Source organism: Mangrovibacter phragmitis (assembly GCF_040429585.1).
GTDB classification, from domain to species: Bacteria; Pseudomonadota; Gammaproteobacteria; order Enterobacterales; family Enterobacteriaceae; genus Mangrovibacter; species Mangrovibacter phragmitis.
On sequence record NZ_CP134782.1, the window covers coordinates 2143075 to 2164690 of the forward strand.

General features: G+C 50.5%; 20 protein-coding genes and 1 pseudogene. 11 read left to right on the forward strand and 10 right to left on the reverse strand.

Annotation, left to right across the window (positions count from 1 at the left end):
- Nucleotides 1–207: 207 nt before the first annotated feature.
- From MPHASIOC01_RS10495 to MPHASIOC01_RS10505, 3 genes are all read left to right on the forward strand, one after another.
- Nucleotides 208–1470, forward strand: a complete 1263-nt coding sequence (locus MPHASIOC01_RS10495) for a hypothetical protein (RefSeq protein ID WP_353614559.1) — start codon at nucleotides 208–210, stop codon at nucleotides 1468–1470.
- An 8-nt stretch (nucleotides 1471–1478) separates the two neighbouring features.
- Nucleotides 1479–2579: a phosphoserine transaminase gene (locus tag MPHASIOC01_RS10500; protein WP_064594461.1), complete on the forward strand. Its 1101-nt coding sequence runs from the start codon at nucleotides 1479–1481 to the stop codon at nucleotides 2577–2579.
- Nucleotides 2580–2917: 338 nt separating this feature from the next.
- Nucleotides 2918–3433 (forward strand): Ail/Lom family outer membrane beta-barrel protein, encoded by a 516-nt coding sequence (locus MPHASIOC01_RS10505; RefSeq protein ID WP_064594466.1) that lies wholly within the window; start codon nucleotides 2918–2920, stop codon nucleotides 3431–3433.
- Nucleotides 3434–3733: 300 nt separating this feature from the next.
- Here the strand turns inward: MPHASIOC01_RS10505 and MPHASIOC01_RS10510 are convergent, their stop codons facing one another.
- Nucleotides 3734–4204 (reverse strand): GNAT family N-acetyltransferase, encoded by a 471-nt coding sequence (locus MPHASIOC01_RS10510; RefSeq protein ID WP_353614560.1) that lies wholly within the window; start codon nucleotides 4202–4204, stop codon nucleotides 3734–3736.
- A 459-nt stretch (nucleotides 4205–4663) separates the two neighbouring features.
- Here MPHASIOC01_RS10510 and fabV point away from each other — a divergent pair, with 459 nt between their 5' ends.
- Nucleotides 4664–5857, forward strand: a complete 1194-nt coding sequence (fabV, locus tag MPHASIOC01_RS10515) for an enoyl-ACP reductase FabV (protein ID WP_353614561.1) — start codon at nucleotides 4664–4666, stop codon at nucleotides 5855–5857.
- Nucleotides 5858–5941: 84 nt separating this feature from the next.
- Here the strand turns inward: fabV and MPHASIOC01_RS10520 are convergent, their stop codons facing one another.
- Complete coding sequence (locus MPHASIOC01_RS10520; RefSeq protein ID WP_353614562.1) at nucleotides 5942–6817, reverse strand: hypothetical protein; 876 nt, start codon at nucleotides 6815–6817, stop codon at nucleotides 5942–5944.
- A gap of 496 nt (nucleotides 6818–7313) precedes the next feature.
- Between MPHASIOC01_RS10520 and MPHASIOC01_RS10525 the strand changes: the two genes are divergently transcribed.
- A complete protein-coding gene (locus tag MPHASIOC01_RS10525) occupies nucleotides 7314–8360 on the forward strand; it encodes an NAD(P)-dependent alcohol dehydrogenase (RefSeq protein WP_353614563.1) in 1047 nt (348 codons plus the stop codon).
- 71 nt (nucleotides 8361–8431) lie between these two features.
- On the opposite strand, the gene MPHASIOC01_RS10530 is transcribed toward MPHASIOC01_RS10525, so the two are convergent.
- Nucleotides 8432–9142, reverse strand: coding sequence for a GntR family transcriptional regulator (locus tag MPHASIOC01_RS10530; protein ID WP_231889142.1), 711 nt, complete (start codon nucleotides 9140–9142; stop codon nucleotides 8432–8434).
- 237 nt (nucleotides 9143–9379) lie between these two features.
- A complete protein-coding gene (gene uxuA, locus MPHASIOC01_RS10535; protein ID WP_353614564.1) occupies nucleotides 9380–10447 on the reverse strand; it encodes a mannonate dehydratase in 1068 nt (355 codons plus the stop codon).
- Between the two features lie 362 nt (nucleotides 10448–10809).
- On the opposite strand from uxuA, the pseudogene MPHASIOC01_RS10540 reads away from it, so the two are divergent.
- Nucleotides 10810–10906: pseudogene (locus MPHASIOC01_RS10540) on the forward strand (alcohol dehydrogenase catalytic domain-containing protein); the annotation flags it as partial.
- A 160-nt stretch (nucleotides 10907–11066) separates the two neighbouring features.
- On the opposite strand, the gene MPHASIOC01_RS10545 reads toward MPHASIOC01_RS10540, so the two are convergent.
- The gene (locus MPHASIOC01_RS10545) at nucleotides 11067–11324 is read right to left on the reverse strand and encodes a helix-turn-helix transcriptional regulator (protein WP_353614565.1); all 258 of its coding nucleotides are present in this window, start codon (nucleotides 11322–11324) and stop codon (nucleotides 11067–11069) included.
- Nucleotides 11325–11687: 363 nt separating this feature from the next.
- On the opposite strand from MPHASIOC01_RS10545, the gene MPHASIOC01_RS10550 reads away from it, so the two are divergent.
- Nucleotides 11688–12500, forward strand: coding sequence for an AraC family transcriptional regulator (locus MPHASIOC01_RS10550; RefSeq protein ID WP_353614566.1), 813 nt, complete (start codon nucleotides 11688–11690; stop codon nucleotides 12498–12500).
- A 91-nt stretch (nucleotides 12501–12591) separates the two neighbouring features.
- On the opposite strand, the gene MPHASIOC01_RS10555 is transcribed toward MPHASIOC01_RS10550, so the two are convergent.
- From MPHASIOC01_RS10555 to MPHASIOC01_RS10565, 3 genes are all read right to left on the reverse strand, one after another.
- Entirely contained in the window at nucleotides 12592–14001 is a 1410-nt protein-coding gene (locus MPHASIOC01_RS10555; protein WP_064594488.1) for an APC family permease, read from the reverse strand.
- Nucleotides 14002–14247: 246 nt separating this feature from the next.
- Nucleotides 14248–15546, reverse strand: coding sequence for an FAD-binding oxidoreductase (locus tag MPHASIOC01_RS10560; protein WP_353614567.1), 1299 nt, complete (start codon nucleotides 15544–15546; stop codon nucleotides 14248–14250).
- Nucleotides 15547–15628: 82 nt separating this feature from the next.
- Nucleotides 15629–16768 carry a tyramine oxidase subunit B gene (locus tag MPHASIOC01_RS10565; RefSeq protein WP_064594492.1) on the reverse strand — a complete coding sequence of 380 codons (1140 nt, stop codon included), beginning with the start codon at nucleotides 16766–16768 and terminating at the stop codon, nucleotides 15629–15631.
- Between the two features lie 583 nt (nucleotides 16769–17351).
- Here MPHASIOC01_RS10565 and MPHASIOC01_RS10570 point away from each other — a divergent pair.
- Nucleotides 17352–17765 (forward strand): DUF6515 family protein, encoded by a 414-nt coding sequence (locus tag MPHASIOC01_RS10570; protein ID WP_064594493.1) that lies wholly within the window; start codon nucleotides 17352–17354, stop codon nucleotides 17763–17765.
- Between the two features lie 20 nt (nucleotides 17766–17785).
- Here MPHASIOC01_RS10570 and MPHASIOC01_RS10575 read toward each other — a convergent pair whose 3' ends face one another.
- Together MPHASIOC01_RS10575 and MPHASIOC01_RS10580 are read right to left on the reverse strand one after the other, a co-directional pair.
- Nucleotides 17786–18436, reverse strand: a complete 651-nt coding sequence (locus tag MPHASIOC01_RS10575; protein ID WP_064594495.1) for a GntR family transcriptional regulator — start codon at nucleotides 18434–18436, stop codon at nucleotides 17786–17788.
- 82 nt (nucleotides 18437–18518) lie between these two features.
- Entirely contained in the window at nucleotides 18519–18749 is a 231-nt protein-coding gene (locus MPHASIOC01_RS10580; protein ID WP_353614568.1) for a hypothetical protein, read from the reverse strand.
- A 27-nt stretch (nucleotides 18750–18776) separates the two neighbouring features.
- On the opposite strand from MPHASIOC01_RS10580, the gene MPHASIOC01_RS10585 reads away from it, so the two are divergent.
- The 3 genes from MPHASIOC01_RS10585 to MPHASIOC01_RS10595 are packed head-to-tail and all read left to right on the forward strand — an operon-like array spanning nucleotide 18777 to nucleotide 21606.
- A complete protein-coding gene (locus MPHASIOC01_RS10585) occupies nucleotides 18777–20021 on the forward strand; it encodes an NRAMP family divalent metal transporter (RefSeq protein ID WP_064594498.1) in 1245 nt (414 codons plus the stop codon).
- A gap of 8 nt (nucleotides 20022–20029) precedes the next feature.
- Nucleotides 20030–20803: a LamB/YcsF family protein gene (locus MPHASIOC01_RS10590; protein WP_064594500.1), complete on the forward strand. Its 774-nt coding sequence runs from the start codon at nucleotides 20030–20032 to the stop codon at nucleotides 20801–20803.
- Nucleotides 20800–21606, forward strand: coding sequence for a putative hydro-lyase (locus tag MPHASIOC01_RS10595; RefSeq protein WP_353614569.1), 807 nt, complete (start codon nucleotides 20800–20802; stop codon nucleotides 21604–21606). The genes MPHASIOC01_RS10590 and MPHASIOC01_RS10595 overlap by 4 nt, the downstream gene beginning before the upstream one ends.
- The last annotated feature ends 10 nt before the right edge of the window (nucleotides 21607–21616 follow it).

Genomic DNA, 21616 nt, shown 5'->3' on the forward strand with positions numbered 1-21616 from the left:
GAGAGCCATTCTTAACTACATTGGCGACTTCCGGGTAGCTGGCAGGTACTTTTGCCCGCTATACCGCCCCCGACATTCCCTTCCCCCTGGTAGCCATATGCCTAATCAAAATTGGTCGCACGCGAATGTAGCGATTTTCCACCGATTGGCACGCTACTATCACCGCTATCATAAACAGTGAAATCAATGCACTGAGAGGACAAGTCATTGCAAACACTTTCTGGGCCGCACCCCAGCCATGGAATCGCGGCGACACTCGACCCAACAGAGTTCCTGGGTCTGGCGCCCTTTTTACGCATGAGTATTGCGGGTGAGGAATTTATACAATTCGCACAAGACCTCGTTGTGCAGGTACAGCAAAATCCGGATAACGCGATACTGTGGATGAACCTCGCTACCGTTTTGCAATGCCTTGATGACACAGAAACAGGCCTTGAAACTCAACGCCAGGCACTGGCAATGCAACAGGTGTACACCTATCCGGCGAAGCAACAACCCGCAAAACTGCGCCTGCTGATGCTGATGGTTCCCGGCATACTGTCTGTGAATGTACCTCTCGACTGCCTGCTGGAAAACAGCGATATCGAGCTGATTTATTACTATATCACCCCAGAAGCGCCCTTTGAGGCTCCAATACCCGAGCACGACCTCCTGATGGTTGGTATCAGTGCCACTACAGAAAATCAGTTTCTCCTGCAAGAACTGGAAAAAATCACCAGCCAGTGGCCTGTACCGGTGATTAATACCCCGAAGCATGTACAAAATTCCGAGCGGCTCACAGCCAGTACCTTGCTGCAAAACAAGCCAGGGCTGACGATTGCTCAGGCTCACCCTGCTTCCCGTGAAGCATTGTCTGCAGTGGTCAGCAAACAGGCTGCCTTACCTCGTTGTGATTTCCCGATTATCCTGCGCCCGGCGGGTTCCCACGGTGGCCACGGGCTTGAGAAAATCACTAACCGGGAAGAACTGGCCAGCTACCTGGAACGCGTTCAGGTCGATACCTATTTTCTGTCGCGGTTTATTGATTACAGCAACGAAGACGGGCAGTTCCGCAAATACCGCCTTTCACTCATTAATGGCGTGGCTTATGCCTGCCATATGGCTATTTCAACCAACTGGATGATCCACTACGTTAATGCCTCCATGTACCAGGATGCCTGGAAGCGTGCAGAAGAAGCTAAATTTTTCAATGAATTCGAACAGTTTGCTGCCCGCCACCAACAGGCGCTGCAAGCTATCTACGAAACCACTCAGCTTGACTATTTGGGCATCGACTGTGGCGAAACCCGGGAAGGCGACCTGCTGGTGTTTGAAATAGACCCGGCCATGGTGGTCCACGCGATGGACTCAGAAGAGATGTTCCCGCACAAACAGATCCACATGAACAAAGTTAAAACTGCCTGCCGCGATTTGCTGCTATCCCGTGCCTTTGCACACCAACACCCGGCAGATAATGGGTTAAAAGGATAAGAAAAAAGATGATTTCACGTAACGCTTTAAATTTCTCAGGTGGCCCTGGCGCTTTACCGGAAACGGTTCTTGCTCAGGTTGAGGCGGCCATCAAAGAGGTTCCAGGCGTTGGCCTGTCTATCCTCGGTATCAGCCACCGTTCAGACTGGTTTGCCAGTATTGTTGAAGAAACAGAAAACAATATCCGCACTCTGCTTGGCTTATCGAAAGATTTTCATATTCTGTTCCTGCAAGGTGGCGCAACCCAGCAGTTCTCAATGGTCCCCATGACACTATTGCGTGGTCAGAAAAACGCGGCGGAATACCTTGATACTGGTTACTGGAGCAGTAAAGTTGTCACAGAAGCCCGCCGCGAAGGCCCGGTAAAAGTATTGTGGAGTGGTGCCGACTGTGGCTTCAACCGCCTGCCAGGCGACGACGAACTCGACTTTTCTCCAGAAGCACCCTACCTGCACTATGTGTCCAATGAAACGGTGGAAGGGTTGCAATTTCAGCGCGTCCTGGGGCGTGATGATGTGCCGCGCGTCTGTGATATGTCGTCTGATTTTCTGTCCAAACCCTGCGATGCCAACAAATTCTCGGTCATTTATGCGCACGCGCAGAAAAACATCGGCCCGGCAGGGGTAACCATTGTGCTGGTACACGACAGCGTGGTTAAAGCTTCCTCAGACGAACTGCCTTCATTTCTTAATTACCGCCGCCAGGTTGAGTCACACTCGAACCTCAACACACCGCCGGTATTCGCAATTTATGTCGTGTTGCTGGTTACCCGCTGGTTGCTTAATGATGTGGGTGGTCTGGAAAACATGGCGCAAATCAACCGTCATAAAGCAGAACTGCTTTATGCCATGCTGGATAACAGCGATGGTTTTTACCATGGCTGGAGCCGGGTGGAAGACCGCTCACAAATGAACGTGGCATTTAAACTTCCCAATGACACACTGGATAAAAAATTCCTTGCTGAAAGCCAGCAAGCCGGGTTCTCGGGCCTGAACGGGCACCGGGCTATCGGGGGGATTCGTGCATCGATTTACAACGCCCTCTCAGTTCCTGCCGCAGAAAAACTGGTCAACTTTATGGATGATTTTCTGCGTAATAACCGCAAATAGTCATCTGTATTTTTCAACTGCATCCCCTGCTGCCTGCAGGGGATGTTATTCAGACAACCCCACACACTTCAGCAGTAAATATTTCACCAGTAATACTGATGTAAATAAATACATCACTTGCCAGGCTGCAATCAGCACCACTGCAATTTTATTATACAGCTCTAAATAAAATATCGCTTCCAGAGTCACAGTTACCTTTCGAAACACAATAAAATCATATAAAACAATCATATTATTATTTTGCAAACCTCACAAAATGAGAAAAAAACCTCATTTCCAGGTGCTAGCATATTAAGTGTGAAGCAATTGCGCTCATGTCTTAAATAAGGACATCCACTATGAAAAAAATTATTCTTTATTCTGCTTTGTCACTTGCCGGTTTAACTTCCACCATTGGTGTGGCGAATGCCGCTACAGGTGACAGCAGTGCGACTATCAGTTATGCCCAGAGCCATTTTAACCATACCCGCGGTAGCGATGCCAAAGGTGTTCAGTTGCAGTACCGTTATGAACTGAATGACGACTGGGGTGTAATGGGCGGCATGACCTATACCGGTAATAACTACAGTGATTCTGGCGATGGCGACCACCACTACTTCTCAGTGAAAGCCGGCCCGACTTACCGCATTACCGACTGGGCCAGTGTGTATACCGATATCGGCTACGGTTATGCCAAAGACAAGTTCAGCCGTAACGGTGTTAACCAGGACCACGACACCTCAATGCTGGTTTATGGCGCAGGTTTGCAGTTCAACCCGTATCAAAATATCGTGCTGGATGCCGGGTATGAATATGGTTCAGCAAGCCATGTTCAGGTAGGCACCTGGAACCTTGGTGTTGGTTATAAGTTCTGATTTTACACTTGAATATAAACAGAACCTAAACAAAACCTAATTAATGGCGAAAGTCACAGCTATGTCTTTCGCCATTTTTCCACACACGAATCATCAATTACTGCGCCAAAGAATTATTTACACCCGGCTATATTTCGCACACATTAGAATTATTTTTCCACTCAAGAAAAATCTAATTACACTAACAAGCCCGCGAAGCATGTCATTCGCACAAAATAACAAAAAAAATCACTCACTGCAGAAAACTCACCACCCCCGTTAATAATAAACAGGGTGCTTCGTCTGTGTTAATTCCGGTAGCTATAATGCCAAAATCATTTCAATACAGTACAAGTTTTGTTGTGCAAGTGATGAATAGTAAGTTCGTTCGCCCTGGCTTTCAAACCCGTGTTTTTCATAGAATGACTGTGCATTCGGAGTGGATGACAAGCTGAGTACTGCCATGCCCCGCTGGCGGGCTTCCGCTTTAACCGTGTCAAGAATCAGGCTGGCAGCGCCCAGGCCTGTGTATTCAGGTAAAGTAAAAACCGCTTCAACACGCTGTGCATCAACGTCTAAAAAACCGGTTGCCACCAGCCTGCCGCTCTCATGTTCTGCTACAAAGAAAGGAAACGCCTCAATAACCTCGCTCTGCCCTGCCGGAACCGTATCCGGTGTCCATGCCGCAATCACATCTGTTGCATAGCTATGCCTGCACCCATGGCGAATCGCCTGGTTACGAATGTTCCAGCATTCCCCGGCATCTGCAACCTGAGCCCGTCTTATTTTCATCTACATTATCTCCGGTATCGCGCTGGTGCAGGTAAATGAAAAGTCACCAGAACCGTGCTCAATTTATTCACATAGCAGGTTAGCCAGACAAACTGCCAGACTTGATAGTTCAGATTTACCACCCGGAAAACAGAATGATTGTATTGTACTGATCGGTAATATAGGATCTTTTGCCACTTAGCGTCCTGTCATGCAGGGTACCACAAACCGGCATGGCAAATGCCAGCCAGTTTATTAACACATAGTTATAGTGAGCCACATATGTATTCTCTGACGCATCTGGAAAAAGCCTGGTCGCCCTTAATGTGTGAATCCAGGGTTTCCGAAGCCGTTGGTCTGCTTTTTTCAACGATGGTTAGCATGCCATCAGCCGCAGAACCAGCCTGAGAAGTGGCCTGCTCCACCCTTGATTGACCGGGTAACTACCGGGTTATACATCTACATCAGAGGAAAGCAACCATGCTCGTCCAACCACGTATCAGAGGTTTTATCTGTATTACTGCCCACCCAACCGGTTGTGATGCAAACGTCAAGCAACAAATTGATTACGTTACCGCACGCGGCAAAGTGGAAAATGGGCCGAAAAAAGTTCTGGTCATTGGTGCTTCTACCGGTTACGGGCTGGCAGCTCGTATTTCAACGGCATTTGGCAGCGATGCCGCCACACTAGGGGTGGTTTTTGAACGCCCGGGCAGTGCCAAAAAAACCGGTACTGCTGGCTGGTATAATACTGCGGCGTTTGAAAAATATGCCCATGAGCAAGGGTTGTATGCCCGTACCATTAATGGCGATGCGTTCTCCGACGAAATCAAAGCGAAGACGATTGAAACCATTAAAAACGATCTCGGCCAGGTTGATTTAGTCATTTACAGTCTGGCTGCCCCGCGCCGTACCCACCCCAAAACCGGGGAAGTTTACACCTCCGTGCTCAAACCTCAGGGTGCTGATATCACCCTGCCAGGCATTGATACCGATAAAAAAGAAGTCACACAGTTCAGCCTGACCGCAGCCACAGATGAAGAAATCGACAACACCATCGCGGTGATGGGTGGCGAAGACTGGCAAATGTGGATTGACGCGCTCAGTGAAGCAGGTGTACTGGCAGATAATGCCAAAACCACTGCCTTTACTTACCTTGGCCCGGAAGTCACTCACCAGATTTACTGGAATGGCTCTATTGGTGCTGCGAAAAAAGACCTGGATAAAAAAGTTTTGGCTATCCGTGAATCAATGAAAGCGACCGGTGGTGAAGCTTATGTTTCTGTACTGAAAGCCGTGGTAACCCAGTCCAGTTCCGCTATTCCGGTTATGCCGCTCTATTTGTCCCTGTTGTTTAAAGTCATGAAGGAACAGGGCTCTCATGAAGGCTGTATTGAGCAAATAGCTGGTTTACTGCACGATTCCCTGTACAGCAGTACGCCCATTACCGATGACGAAGGCAGGTTGCGTGCAGATTACCCTGAGCTTGCCACTGAAGTGCAGAGTTATGTTTCTCAACACTGGAACACTGTCACTACCCAGAATCTGGACGACGTAGCGGATTTCGCAGGTTACCAACAAGAGTTTCTGCGCCTGTTTGGTTTTGGTATTGAAGGTGTGGACTACGACCTGGATGTTAACCCAGAAGTTGATATCCCCGGGCTGATTGGATAACCCGTAAAACACTGCGCGCGAGGGTGGCATCAGGCCACCTTCGCAATACAGCTCTCTCTCAGTAACACGCTTGCCGCCAGCAGGTTAACTCCCCAAATACACCATGCGAGTGACTGGCGCTATCTGGTGACCTTTTTTTTGTGCGTCAAACAGGCGCTGAGATGAATCAACTTTCCAGTGAAACTCACCATTCCAGCCCGTATGAGCCACCAGTAAATCCGCATTGTCACTTTTCACCAGGTTAGCGTAATGCAGTGGCTGATATCCACTGTCATTATCCTGTTGCCAAATTTTGAAATGGGATTGCAGGGTATGAATCTGTTCAGAAGTCATGCCTTTATCCTGCTTTTCGGCTTCGCACATGCCTTCAATCAACGTGATTTGGGTACCCAGTTCCACTGCGGATAACATGTCAGGCATGTCGTTCACCTGCATTTCAGTGGCATAAAATACCGCAGTTTCATAGCGCTGGTCGCACTGGTTCATTTCAAGGTATGCCGCAATGCGTTCTGCAGAAGTCAACGCACCTGAAGTATTCCAGGCAATTAATGACAGTGCCTGACGGCTCAGCCCGGCAAACGGATTAAGCCCTTGTTTGCCGCGTAACAATGCTTTGATATACACCACGCAACCACCAGACAGCGCCAGGCGTGCTTCATCTTCTGTATCGGGAATGTCGTTAAGAAACTCTGGCCGCAGACTGCGGGTATTTTCAAACGCCTTAACCAGTACCGCGATATTTTGCAGGTTTTCACCCTGCTCGCTGATTACCCGGTTATCCTGAATCATTGCCAGGAAGCTCTGATAACGCCCGGAGTCTGACAAAGATACCGATGCGCTTCCGGTGTCATTTTGGTTATCAGCATAAGCCGACAACCACCGGTCAGTGCGATTATGCGGGTCTTCCAGCAACGAGCGTCCGTATTGCAGAATATCTGAAATGGGTTTTACATTACTCATACCTGCTCCTTCTGTTCCACTCATGCCGGTACCGGGTTACTACTATTATCGGCCCAGTGGTGGCACGTTTTACGCATATCAATCCTAAATAGCCGATGTTTATCTCGTGGTAAGTGAATTTATTGTTGCTTTACTTCTCTGCCCGGAATATTTCAGCCTCATGCCATGTTACACACCGTCTCACATCATCAATGCATACATTGCGCAATGCGTAAAACGGCCCGGCGCAGCATCTGCTTATTAGTGAGTGCTTAGCCCCAACAGGCTGTAGAACAACGTTTTCAGGAAAAATCCAGGTGCTCAACACCCCATATTGCTAAAACAAAGTCCGTTGCGGGCAGCTATGCTTATTAGTCACAGAGCAGCCATTGCTACCTGCATTACGCTGTCTTCAGGGGTTTCCCCTCTCTTTTCACTGTGCCGCAAGCAAAACCAGGCTCAGTGACCAAACAGGAATGTCTCCCTCTTTACATCACAACATGGGATCAATAACGTTATGAAAACTGTCGGATATGCCGCCCATTCTGCGGACTCAGCGCTCAAGCCTTACCACTTCGAACGTCGTGACTTACGCCAGAACGATGTCGCAATTGAGATTTTGTATTGCGGTGTATGCCACTCCGATTTACATACCGTCAATGGCGACTGGGGCCCGCAACATTATCCTCTGGTGCCAGGCCATGAAATTGTCGGTGTTGTGCGTTCTGTTGGCCCGGATGTGACCAAATATAAAGCCGGCGACCATGTTGCCGTGGGTTGTATGGTGGACAGTTGCCAACATTGCGACCAATGCGAACACGGTGAAGAGCAATACTGTCGCCATGGTATGACGCCCACCTACGGCTCGCCAGACCGCATTTCTGGTGAAATTACCCAGGGCGGTTATTCAAAACATATTGTGGTGCGTGAAGAATTTGTACTGCGTATTCCTGAAAACATGGATATCGCCAAAGCCGCGCCAATTCTGTGCGCCGGGATAACCACCTTCTCACCTCTGCGTACCTGGAACGTGACCAAAGGCAGCCGTGTGGGTGTTATCGGGTTGGGTGGGTTAGGCCATATGGCAGTGAAACTGGCTCATGCCATGGGTGCAGAGGTCACCGTCATCAGCCGTTCCAAAGCTAAAGAAAAAGAAGCGATTAATTTGGGTGCCAAAGGCATTCTCGCGTCTTCTGATGCTGCCGCAATGGAAGCCGCCACCGCGTCATTTGACCTGATAATTGATACCGCACCGGTGAAGCATGATGTCAGCATTTATGCTCCTTTGCTGGATGTCGATGGCACACTGGTGGTGGTGGGCCAGGTGGGCCCGCTGGAAGAAGTGATGACGCTGCCGCTGGTATTTGGCCGCCGCCGTATTGCCGGTTCACTGATTGGTGGTATCGCAGAAACCCAGGAAGTGCTGGATTTCTGCGCCGAGCATGATGTGTACCCGGAATGCGAAATGATCAACATCGACCAAATCAACGATGCCTTTGCCCGCTTAGCGAAAGGCGACCTGGCGCACCGTTTTGTGATTGACATGGCGTCATTAAGCGCCTGAAAATCTGTGTCTGAATAATCAAAAACCGCAACGGCGAACCCATATGGATTCGCCGTTTTTCATCATGCCACTCACTCTTCGTGTTCAAACCAGTCCGGGTTTTGCTGGTCTACCGGCACTATGGTGTTTCTCAACAATAGCAAGTGAGAACGGATTGCGGCCTCCGCTTCATCCGGATTACCGCTCGCCAGTGCATCAAAAATACGGTAGTGCTGAATAATCAACCCCGCAGGCGGCGATACCTCGCGCAACGTCAGAAAGCGAACCCGGTCCATTGCTGCTTTGATATTTTCTATCGTTTCCCAGGCCATCGGGCAACCGGCGATTTCGGCAATTTTTTGGTGAAACTGGTCATCCAGCGCCAAAAACTCCATTGCATTTTGATTTTGTGCCGCCAGCTTTTGCTGGTTAAGCAGCAGTTCCAGCGCAGCGAGATCTTCTGGCGTAACATTTTCCGCCGCGCGCCGTGCAGTGGCGCATTCAATCGCACTGCGAATAAAACGCCCGTCATTCACCTGACGCACAGAAATACGCCTGACCAGTGTACCGCGCTGAGGGCGAATCTCCACCAAACCGCTTTCGGCCAGCTTGATAAATGCCTCACGCACTGGCTGGCGCGAAACCCCAAACCGGTTGGCAGTCTCTTTTTCAGATAACAATAAACCCGGCGGGATAACACACTCGACGATCTCCTTACGTAAATGACGATACACCTGCTGATTTACTGGCTGGCTATTTAGCAGAACCGGTCGGGGTAATGACATGGCGTTCACAGTGGACATGGGCATTCAGGCATCAGGGGAGAAGTCAATAGAGTAACATACTTTATCACGGGCTTTCAGTGAGTAAACCCGCCTAATTACAGCACGTTAACCAGTTCGGCAACGCTACCACTCCGCGTCTAAAAACCAGCCTGCGCCGTTTGCCATACATGTGGCTGGAGGGATAAAAACAGCAAGTATTGCCAGACAAGCAGCCTGCGTTCTTCGCAGGCTGCACTCAGCAACAATGCCAGGCTGTCAGTGTTGTTTCTCTAATGCTTCCCACAAACCCAGCAGGTAGGTTACGCCCAGCGCACGGTCATATAAACCGTAGCCTGGACGCCCGGTTTCCCCCCAAATAAACCGGCCGTGATCCGGGCGAATATAGCCATCAAACCCGTTGTCATGCAGGGCTTTCACAACCTGGAACATATCCAGCGAGCCATACTGTGACGGGTGGGCGGATTCATAAAAATCTTTCCCCTGAGTAATTTTGATATTACGCACATGGGCAAAATGAATACGCTTGCGGCGGGTGAACTCGGTCAGAATTTCGCACACATCGTTTTCCGGGTCTTCGGCAATGGAACCGGTGCACAGTGTAATTCCGTTGGCCGGTGAATCCACTACATTACACAACCAGTCCAGGTCATCACGGTTTTTGATAATGCGTGGCAGACCGAAAATTGAGTACGGCGGATCATCTGGATGAATCGCCATCTTCACACCCACCTCTTCACACACCGGCACCACAGCTTCCAGGAAGTAAACCAGGTTTTCACGCAGTTTGTTCTCGTCAACATCCTGATAACGGGCAAACAGTGTTTGTACCTGTGCCAGGCGTTCCGGCTCCCAACCCGGCAGGGCAAACCCATTGGCGTTTTCCAGCACTTCACTCACCACTTCTTCCAGCGTTTTATCAATCCCTTGTTTCTCAAACGCCATGGTCAGTGAGCCATCCGGCAACACATACTGCATGTCCGTTTTCATCCAGTCGAACACCGGCATAAAGTTATAGCAAATCACTTTGACGCCAAACTTCGCCAGGTTACGAATGGTTTGCTGATAATTGGCAATCCACTGGTCACGAGAGGAACAACCAATTTTGATATCATCATGAATATTGACACTTTCAATAACTTCCATTGAAAGCCCTGCTGCATGCACCTGCTCTACCAGAGCGCGAATTTTTTCTTCCGCCCAGACTTCCCCGACCGGTACGTCATACAACGCACCGACCACACCTTCCACGCCTGGCACCTGGCGGAAATACTCCAGCGGGATTTTGTCCTGGTCCGGACCAAACCAGCGCATCGTCATTTGCATAATTAGCGTCACCTGTTGTCTCTGTTACTTCACCTACCATACTAGTTAATCATCAAATGTAATCTCCAAATCCATCAAACATTGATAGACATCACAAAATTTAATGTCCCCCACCACTTTACTGCGTTAAATTAACAAACAGAAACGCAGCATAACCAACTGAATATTAACTATCACTCATACCAATAATGGTTAAAAATCAGTATGTAACAGCAGTTCCTTCATTGCGAGTTAATTCACAAATGCGACCCAGGCCAGCATGCAAACCTGATTAGACTTGTATGGTAATAATCAAAAATCAATGAAGCTGGCCTGTATCAAAGGAAGCCGTACCATGAGAAGTGTTGTGACAGAAAGCCCAGGCCAGCATATGTACTTCTGATGTTCACATCTGGCACGGGGCACAATCCGTTTGCAAGATACCCGCGTGCTATTGGGCACGAATTTTTCGCTATTATTTTACCCGAGGGGATACCCCGGCTCCGGGCTTATTTGTCCGGTAGCTTCACACATTGTTGAGCGGCCTGCAGGCCGCCAACATCACGCTACCCCGCCAGTCAGTGTAACAACCCAGGCTGAAACAGCAGCGCTCTGAGTCAGTGCATTGCACCAGACCAGCTCACTTGCTCTGTGTCTCGGGGCTACCTTTTTTCTGCGCGCTCCCCTCCTCCTTCGGATAACGAGACGGCCAAATATCCTGCGGCCGGACTCCAAGCGCATCCGCTATCAGACGTTCACCTTTCGGCCAGCGCCGGATAACTGCATTTGCCAGTGTCGACGATGACAACCCGGCGGCGCGTGAGACAGCCGCCATGGAGGTCCCTTTTTTACGTAAACCGGCAATAATATCTGCCGGGTGCCAGTCTTGTTTGTCCATATCTGGAATTCCTTCTCAACTCTTTGTTTATTAAAAACTTTGCAGGCGGCATCGCCTGCCACATGTTATTTTCGGCTTCCTGAATACCGCCAGCTATTATTGCTGGTTCAGGTAACCGGATGTCACCAGCGTTCGCCGGGCCGTCTACAAAGCCACACCAAAGAAAACACCAGGCTGATGGTTTTCAGCCTCGGGTTGCTACCCGACGCCATCACACCAGCGCGCAATGGTATTCATAAAACCTGCAAACTACTGACCTGTGCTAACCCCTGTGGGCGGCTGTTTTGTTTCCTCCTTCGTTAGTGATGACCAGGGCATGCTTTTTGCATTATTTACCATGGATTAACATTGGAGTTACATACCATGGCAAACCCTGAACAATTTCTGCCGTTCCAGCCTGCGCTGCAAAATTCGCATCAGCTGAAGAATTACCAACAACAGATGCAGAACTGCCGGGGAATTTCCCATTTCTATTCATTTACCACGGATAACAACCTGAATAATGCCCTGGTCATTCCGGATAATTGTATTGATATTTTATTTGACTGCAATACACATCAACCGACCGCTCGGGTATATGGTACAGTATCTCGTTACAAGCCCGTCGAACTTATTTCTGGCCACCGTTATTTCGGCATCCGCTTTATGCCAGGCATAATGCCAGACTATATTGACCTAATACCAGAAGATATGCCAGATCATGAATATAATTTTTTAGATATTATTCCAGGAGCCACATCAATAATTGAAGACATCGCGTTACGGGAAAACTTTACGCAACAAATTAAAGTGTTCAATGAAAGCATGGCAAATAAAGCACTACGCCAGTCATCGCAAATAACACAATACTTAATTACCGAAGTAATGCGTAATAATGGCAATATAAAAATTGGCGAACTGGAAAAAGATATTGGTTATTCAAGCCGTAACATCTACCGCATCTTCCTGAATGACACAGGTGTCAGCCTGAAATTATTCAGCCGTTTCCTGCGTATGCAAATCGCCATCAACATGATTCGCCACCCAGGCAAGCCTTCCCTGACCGACATCGCAACCGAATTAGGGTTCAGTGATCAGTCTCATTTCATTAAAGATTTCAAAACACTGACAGGTGTCAGTCCACGTAAAATGAAAGCCCAACTCAGCCAGCCTTCTGGATACCTGACCCAGGCCTGACGCCAAAAAATACTAAACCACGCAACGTTACCCTGCGTGGTTTAGTGTGATAATGAATGGAGCGTGATAGCGAATGAAACCCTTGTGGTATTCAGGCCCAGGCGCGTTTTTTGTGTTTTAACTTATATTTAGACCACATATACCCCAGTGGGATAACCAGTACTATCAGCACCGGGATAATATCCACGACACTGGAATCACTGCCGGTCAGTGCCGTCAGATTATTCATCACCAGCAACACCGTTGCCCCCATCGTCAGTAATGATGCTACCGGAATGTACAATGTATTGAGTTGGCTTTCCTGGTGCCGGGGCTGGCGGCGGAAGTAGAGGATAACCGCCAGTGAAACCCCTGCCTGCAACAGCAAAATGCACAAGGTGGCAATGGCTGAACCGAATGAAAAGACAGCAAGAATAGGATCAAGCCCGGCGGCACCAAAACCAATAATCAGTAGCAACATAATCACACTGTGCACATGGCAGGCGTTGTGCGGGGTGCCATTTTGTTCATGAACTGCGCACAACTCCTGCCAAATCAACCCGTCGCGCGCCACACTGAAAATATAACGAGAAATATTGTTATGGAAGGCCAGCGCCGCTGCAAACAGGCTGGTAATTAACAGGACATTCATAACATCCACTGACCACTGGCCAAGATACTGCCGGGCAATAGTGAACACAAAATTGCCCGGGTCCCTGGCGGCAATAGCTTTAATCTCACTGGCCGGGTAAACCTGAGACAGGCACCATGCAGAGAAACAGAAAAAAAGAGCTATCACCACCAGGGAGATAAGCGTCGCACGCGGTATGGTTTTTTCTGGCTCCCGGCACTCTTCACCATAAATCGCAGTGGATTCAAAACCAATAAACGAGGCAATCGCGAAGACAAATGCTATCCCCAGATTGCCGTCAAGAAACACCGATGGGCTAAAAGCAGCAAACGAGAGCGGCTGGCCGGTCTGTGTCAGTACCGCGCCGTCCAGCACGAGTGTTATGGCAATCTCGCACAACATCAGCACGCCCAGTAATTTGCCCCCGACTTCAATTTTACGCACACTCATTACCCATACCAGTAACAATGACAGCGCACTCAGGATCCACCAGGGAATATCCAGGTGAAAATGCGCCTGTACAAACAGGCTCAGAAAAAAACCCGCCATTGCCACTACAGCCAGTTGCACACAGATATAAGCAAACAAAGCAATAAATGAGGCCGACGAACCAATATTCTCGCCCATCCCCGCTGCAATATACGCATAAAATGCGCCAGTGTTATTCACGTAACGGCTCATCGTAATATAGCCGACCGAGAACAGCCCAAGAATAATACTTGCGGCAATATACGTCGTTGCCATCCCGGCACCATTACCGGATAAAATAGCAATTGGCAATCCGCCTACGATACCCGTTAATGGTGAGGCTGCCGCCACCACAAAAAACACCAGCGCAAACACACCCAGTGTATTTTTCCTCAACCCCTGAACTTCGGTTTCATTATTCATATTTCACCTTACACGATGATGTAATAATGCAGGCATCCACTGAACTCCGGTTTCAGGCATCAATATGCTGATATCTTGTTACCGGTTGTCTTATATGGGACGATAATTTTAATTTTTCACACTTGCCAAAAAGAAAATAGAAAAATTCAGACAACCACACCGTGCAGCACATGCGCAATATCGGTGCATATCTTTAACAAAATGCTATCAAAGTGTTATTCAAGACTGTTTATGCCAGTAAGTACATCAGGCAGCAAACCGGCTGAACTGATATGGCGCAGGGTCCACCACCGGTGTGGTATTGCTGATTAAATCTGCGGCCAGTTGCCCTGCAGCCGGAGAAGTGCCAAAACCATGCCCGGAAAACCCTGTTGCCACAGTCAGCCCTGGCAGTTGCGATACCGGGCCAATGACCGGGTTGGAATCGGGGGTGACATCTATCATTCCCGCCCATGACCAGGCAACCTGTACATCACGAAACACCGGCCAGGCCGCACTCAGGTTTGCCAGCGCATCCTGGTTTAACTGGTGGTTTACTGGCGGGTCCATCGTACGTATTTGCTCAAAAGGCGAAAGCTGGTTACTGCGCCAGCGCCGCTTCAGCGCCAGGTCATGGAAGAAATGCCGCCCCAGTGAAATGCGTAAATTCCCGCGGGCAGCACGTAATTGCGGTAAATAGCGGTGCCCGAGTAATAAGTGATCCAGGCTTAACGGTGCGTCCAGCGCGCCACGCTGGGTAATCACAAACCCGCCATCCTGGTGGCGGCGGAATGAAAAATCTGGCGCGCCGACAGCGATGTCCGTCGGGCCATCCATGGGTTTGGTGCGTAAAACGGAACAAATTAATGGCAGGGTTGGTAAAGCGATACCGTGATTTCCGAGGAAACGGCGCGACCACAGGCCTCCGGCCAGTAAAACCTGGTCACACTGTACTTCACCTTGTTCCGTAACCACTCCGCTCACTCTGCCTGCTGACGTGGCAAGCGCACGCACGGCACAGTTTTCAACAATAACCACACCTTTCGCCATTGCGGCTTTTGCTATCGCACTGGCGGCAAGTGTTGGTTCAGCCCGGCCATCAGACGGGGTATACACACCTCCGGCCCATTTCTCCACACCACCGGGCACATGGTCGCCAATTTGCCGGGTACTGAGTAACTGGCTGTCCAGCCCAAGGTGCGCAACCGATGCCAGCCACTGTTCATGCTGGGCCAGTTGTGCCTCATTGCGGGCAATAAACATGATTCCGGCCTGGCGGTATCCCACATCACTACCGACTCTTGCAGACATTTGCGCCCACAGCTTATCTGCTGCGCGGGCCAGGGGCACATCCTCAGCCAGGCGGCTGGTTTTACGTACCCACCCCAGGTTACGTGAAGACTGCTCTGCTGCAAGATGACCTTTTTCAATCACCACCACTGGAATCTGGCGTTCTGCCAGTGTCAATGCGGCGCACAGACCGACAATTCCGCCACCAATCACTACCACGGTGGTTTTTTCAGGCAACCGGGTTGCGGTTTGCACCGGCGTTACGGGTGGAACCATAATGTACCTCTTGTTTATTATTCAGGTTGCGCGGGGTAATCCGCTAAATGCAGCCGGTTTGGGCTGCGTTCCCGTAACAGCTTCAGCGTAAGGCCGGGGTTTCCCACAGATTCAGGCTCACACCAATCCCTTTTTTTACTGCGTTGCGGTACACCACCGTCCCCCAGGCAACATCTTCAACTGGCATTCCGCCCACCGACATAATGATAATTTCCTCATCGTTCTGGCGACCAGGCGCATCACCAGCCACAATACGTCCAATATCCTCCAGTTGCCCTGCCGCCATTTGCCCCTGAGCCACCATGTCCATAAAACGCACACCAATAACCGGAATATGGTGATGAGCAGGTTTGGGGACTTCCTCAAACCAGGCGCGATACAACCCGGTGTTATCCAGCACCTTGCGTACATCGTCCTGTTCCATACCTTCATCAAGCCGGCAGGCGGCGGGCATGGCTAAAAACGCACCAGGTTTAACCCACTCCCGTTTCACCACCGGATAGGTTGCCGGGTCACCCACTTCGCCGGAACTGCAATAGGTGACAATATCCGCGCCCCGCACCACTTCCTCCAGGCTGTTGACCACCTCAATGGTGGTAATTTGCGGCCAGGTTTCCGTTACCCAGGTAATAAAGTTATCCAGGCTATGGCGCCCACGGCCTTTCACTTTGATGGTATGAACACTCGGGCATACGGCAAGAAACGCGGCTACAGCGGTTTTTCCCATCACACCCGGGCCAAGCAACCCAATCACTTCAGCATCTTTGCGCGCCAGGTGCCGGGCCCCAACCCCCGGTACCGCCCCGGTGCGGTAAGCTGAAAGTAAATTTGCCGACATATGCGCCAGGGGTGCGCCCGTGTCGGCGTCGCTGAGAGTGAACATCAAAATGGACCGGGGCAGGCCTTTTTCCCGGTTAGCGATATTTGAGCCATACCATTTCACGCCTGCGGTACCGAACTGACCACCCAGATAAGCGGGCATCGCCATTAACCGACGATCTGCCGTAGGTTTTGGCATGGAGGGGAAAGGTGAATGTTCAGGGAATGTCACCATGGCACCATGCGAGTCGTTATTGGCACCCGCCATCCGGTAATCACCGTGGTACAACAGGCCAAACATGGCTTCCATGGTATCCACACAGGCAGCCATATCGGTAACACCAGCGCGGATCATGTCCTGCTCGGAGAGGTAGAGAAAATCAATGCGCGTATTTTCAGCCATAGTCCTGTTCCTTGTTTGCAGTGGTTTATTGTTATTGCTGTTGCGATGTCTTACTGTTCCACCAGCTATTTGCCAGGCAAAGCATTAGCGGGTTTCAGGCATCATTCACGAGCAGCAAACAGAAAAATAGAAAAAATCGGACAACGAAAAACAGCACTGACAGGCACCACGAAAATAGCCGTAAATTATTATTCGTGACACAGAAGCATTAACAAGACAGGGAAATGAACACTAAAATAGCAAAAGCATGTAAATACAGTGATAAAGTCGACAGCCAGTATACAAAAGTCGGGATCATTTTTATTGCGGGGAAAACATCCCCAATGGCGGCCAAACCAGACAGTCACCAAACCTCTGCCCAATTAACCTTATCAACATGACGTAACGCCCGGTAACAACTGTGGATTAATCATGAAACTTGTCGTTGTCTGATTGAGTCTGGCAGTTCACGCCCCTACTATGCCATTAAGGATATACCCGCAGTGTTCGCGCCCTGCCCGTTTTTGGCAAGGCAAACGTCCAGGGTATAGCACACGGTGCTCCGCAGTACAGGACGCGTCGTATTGACAAAGGCAGGTTGTATATGAAAAAGATTTCTTTGCTAATGCTGTTTACCGCAGCACTAACCAGCCTGGCTCCGCTCGCCCAGGCTCACCCGGGTCCATTTTTTGCCCATGGCCCGGATCCATTTTTTCACCATGGTCCGGCACCTTTTTTTCACCCCGGTCACCGGGTGGATATCCTGCCGGGTATTGCCACTGCACTACTGATTGGCGGGCTGACATACTATGTGGTAAACGGTATTTACTACCAGCGCCAGAATGACCACTATGTTGTAGTAGAGCCACCGGCCACTACCGTCGTGGAAGTGCCGTCATCAGGTGCACTCCACCCGCTCGATTTTAATGGCCGCCGTTATTACGTAAGTGACGGTCACTACTATGAACGGGACGTGGCAGGTCATTATATTGAAGTACCACGCCCTGCAGGCCTGTAACCGCCAGGGTTTTGGAGCAATTACCGGCTGCGCGCCAGCGCAGCCAGAATAGTGCGTTCAGAAATATTCAGGTAGGTTTCAAGGGTAGCCGCCGCATTATCATTCTCACCCGCTTTCAGCAATAAAATTATCCCCGCGTTTTTCTCCACATAGGGTGAATGCAGCATCTCTTTATCCGCCAGTTGCCCAAAGGCCAGGCGTAACTCTGCGGAAATATGCTGGTACAGCCGCATCAGGCGCTCGCTGTCTGAAAGTGCAACAATGGCTGCATGAAACTGCATATTCGCGGTGCCCACTTCCCCCCAGTCTTCGTCCCGCAAAGCACGACGCGCGTCATCAACAGCACGCTCCATCATGGTAATCGCCGGGTGGTATGGGTAAGCATTACGCAATGCATCACATTCAATCAACCGCCGGATGCGGTAAATATCTATGATATCGGCATCTTTGGGCACCGCCACGCAAACGCCCCGGTTTGGCTGGTAACGCAACAGCCCTTCCTGAGTAAGCAAACGAAAAACTTCGCGTAACGTGTTACGCGAAATATCCAACTGACTGGTTAATTCCCTTTCCGAGAGGCGGGCTCCAGGCAGTAACTCGCCGGCAATAATTTTCTGACGTAATGCCTGAGCAATCATTTCGCTCAGTACAGGCTCTGCAGGTTCTCTCATCTGCCTCTCACCAACGGGGAACAAGCGGCAATATTCCCATAATCCAGCAGGAGCAGCAACTTACCCGCCCACCTCCCCGGCATTATTGCAGACAAAAACAGCGCACAACGCACCAGGCCAGTGCATCCAACGCCTCATTGCTGTGCACCGCTATTTTTGTGTGTTGCTTCACTCTTTCAAAACCATGCATTAACAAATATTTTACATCTGCATTTTTTCCGCTATGGTCAATATTGTTCAACAATTTATTTTTTATTGATGAACAATAAAATAAATTTAACCCAACAATGGAATGATTTTTGCTTAACAACATGACATCCCCCCGACTGGAGTGCATGCAATGGCAGTTGATAACATTAATCAGCAACAAAGCTTTGTTCAAAACCGGCGTTCATCGCTTCTCGCCGCCATATTCCTGATGGCCACCTCGGCAATCGGCCCGGGTTTTATTACCCAAACCGCTACCTTCACCGCTACCCTGGGCGCGGCATTCGCGTTTGGTATTCTGGCATCTGTCGTGATTGACTTTGTCGTACAGCAAAATATCTGGCGCGTGGTAACACTGACACAAATGAACGCAGCAGCAGTAGCTAACCGGGCCATCCCAGGCAGTGGCTACCTGCTGGCGGTGCTGGTTATCTTTGGCGGGCTGGTGTTCAACATTGGTAACATCGCAGGTGCCGGTTTAGGGCTGAATGCCTTGTTTGGCCTGAGCCCTAAACTGGGTGGGCTTATCAGCGCAGGTATTGCGATTTATATTTTTGCTTCACGCCGTGCCGGTGTGGCGCTTGACCGCATGCTTATTGTGCTGGGAATTGTCATGATAGTGCTGACACTCTATGTGGCACTGGTTTCACACCCACCATTAGGCATGGCACTGCGCGAGACGGTATTCCCCAGCAATATTAACTTTGCGGCAATCACCACCATCGTTGGCGGCACGGTTGGTGGTTACATCAGCTACGCGGGAGCTCACCGCCTGCTGGATAAAGGTATCAGCGGCAAAGAACATATCAAAGAAGTCTCTGCAGCCGCCAACCGCGGGATTATTGTGGTTGGTATCATGCGTTATGTGCTGTTTCTGGCTATTTTTGGCGTAGTCGCCAGTGGCGTAACCATTGATCTCTCCAGCCACAATGCGAACCCGGCTTCTCAGGCTTTCCTGGCAGCGGCCGGTAACGTTGGCCTGCGCATTTTTGGCGTTGTACTGTGGGCAGCCGCGCTTTCCAGTGTGATAGGTGCAGCATGGACATCCGTTTCCTTCATTTCCGTTTTCCGCCCGGGGATTACTGAGCGCCAGCGCAATATCGCCACACTGGTATTTATTGCATTCACCCTGGCCGTGTATCTGTCCCTGGGTACAGCCCCCACCGCCCTGCTGGTGTTTGCTGGCGGGTTCAATGGTCTGGTGCTTCCACTGGGCTTAACCTTATTTCTGTGGGTTGGCTGGCGTCGGGCAGACCTGATGGACGGTTACCGCTACCCACGCTGGTTGCTGTGGCTGGGTCTGATAACCTGCATTATGACCTGGTATATGGCTATCATGTCGGTTTCCACTATTTTTAATTTCCTGAAAATTGCATAAGGCTGCCTATGAATACCATTGATATTAATAGCGATCTTGGCGAAAGCTTTGGTCAGTGGCATATGGGTGATGACGCACGCATGCTGACTGTGGTGAGTAGCGCAAATATTGCCTGTGGTTTCCATGCCGGTGACCCGGCGGGGATGCGGGCCACACTCAAGGCCGCTGCCGCCAATCAGGTGTGTTGTGGCGCGCATGTGGGCTATCCGGATTTACAGGGTTTTGGCCGCCGGGAAATGAACATGGCAGATGACGACCTGACTGCCAGCGTAATTTACCAGATTGGCGCACTGGCGGGCCTTGCCCGTGCAGCAGGTACCAGAGTGAGCTATGTCAAACCCCATGGGGCGTTATACAACACCATTGCCCACGACAGGCGCCAGGGCATGGCAGTCATTAATGCGATTAAAGACTATGATGCCCGTTTACCACTGGTGGTGCTTGCCGGTTCTCCCCTGGCACAGCTTGCCCGCGAGCAGGGGTTGCAGGTTGTAGCTGAAGCCTTTGCCGACCGGGCCTACCACCAGGACGGCACGCTGGTTTCACGCAGGGAAGCCGGTGCCGTGCTACACGATACACAGGCCATTGCCCGCCGTATGGTGCAACTGGTGCGTGAAGGCGGCGTGGTGTCAGTTGAAGGTGTGTTTACGCCCATATCCGCCCAAAGTATCTGCGTGCATGGTGATTCCCCGGGTGCCGTAGAGATGGCAATTAAAGTGCGGGCAGCGCTGGAGCAGGAAGGTATCCACATTGCGCCTTTTTGCCAGGGAGAGCAGAGATGAACCTGAATTACCCTGCAACACCGCAAGCGCTGGAAGAAGCGGCACAGGCACGCCTGCGTATTCGTAAAGGTTACGACAAACCGACAGCCGGGATGGCGCCGGGCATGACCCAGGCAAATATGATAGCCCTGCCACAGGACTGGGCATTTGATTTTCTGCTCTACGCGCAACGCAACCCACAAAGTTGCCCGGTGCTTGATGTCCTCGAAGCCGGGCAATGCCACACCATGCTGGCAGCCGGAAGCCGGGTGGATACGGACATTCCACGTTACCGGGTATGGCGCAATGGTGAACTGACAGAAGAAGTCACCGATGCCCGGGAAATCTGGCAAAGCCACCCGGACCTGGTCACTTTTTTGATTGGCTGCAGCTTCACATTCGAGACACCACTGATACAGGCAGGTATTGATGTCCGCCATATCAGCGAAGGTTGCAATGTGCCGATGTACCGGACCAACCGCCCTTGCCGTGAAGCAGGCAGGCTGAAAGGCGAACTGGTGGTCTCCATGCGGCCGGTTCCGGCTCACCAGGTTGCCGCTGCTGTCACTATCACTGCCCGTTACCCGGCCGTACACGGCGCACCAGTACATATTGGTGAACCACAAGCGCTGGGTATTCAGGACATCAGCAAACCTGACTTTGGCGACGCGGTAACTCTCCGCCCGGGAGAAGTACCGGTGTTCTGGGCCTGTGGCGTAACACCGCAGGCGGCGGTGATGGCATCGCGGGTGCCATTTGCTGTAAGCCATGCCCCCGGGCACATGTTTATCACCGATATTCCGGACGCCGCCTGGCAACAATAATAAGGATGTA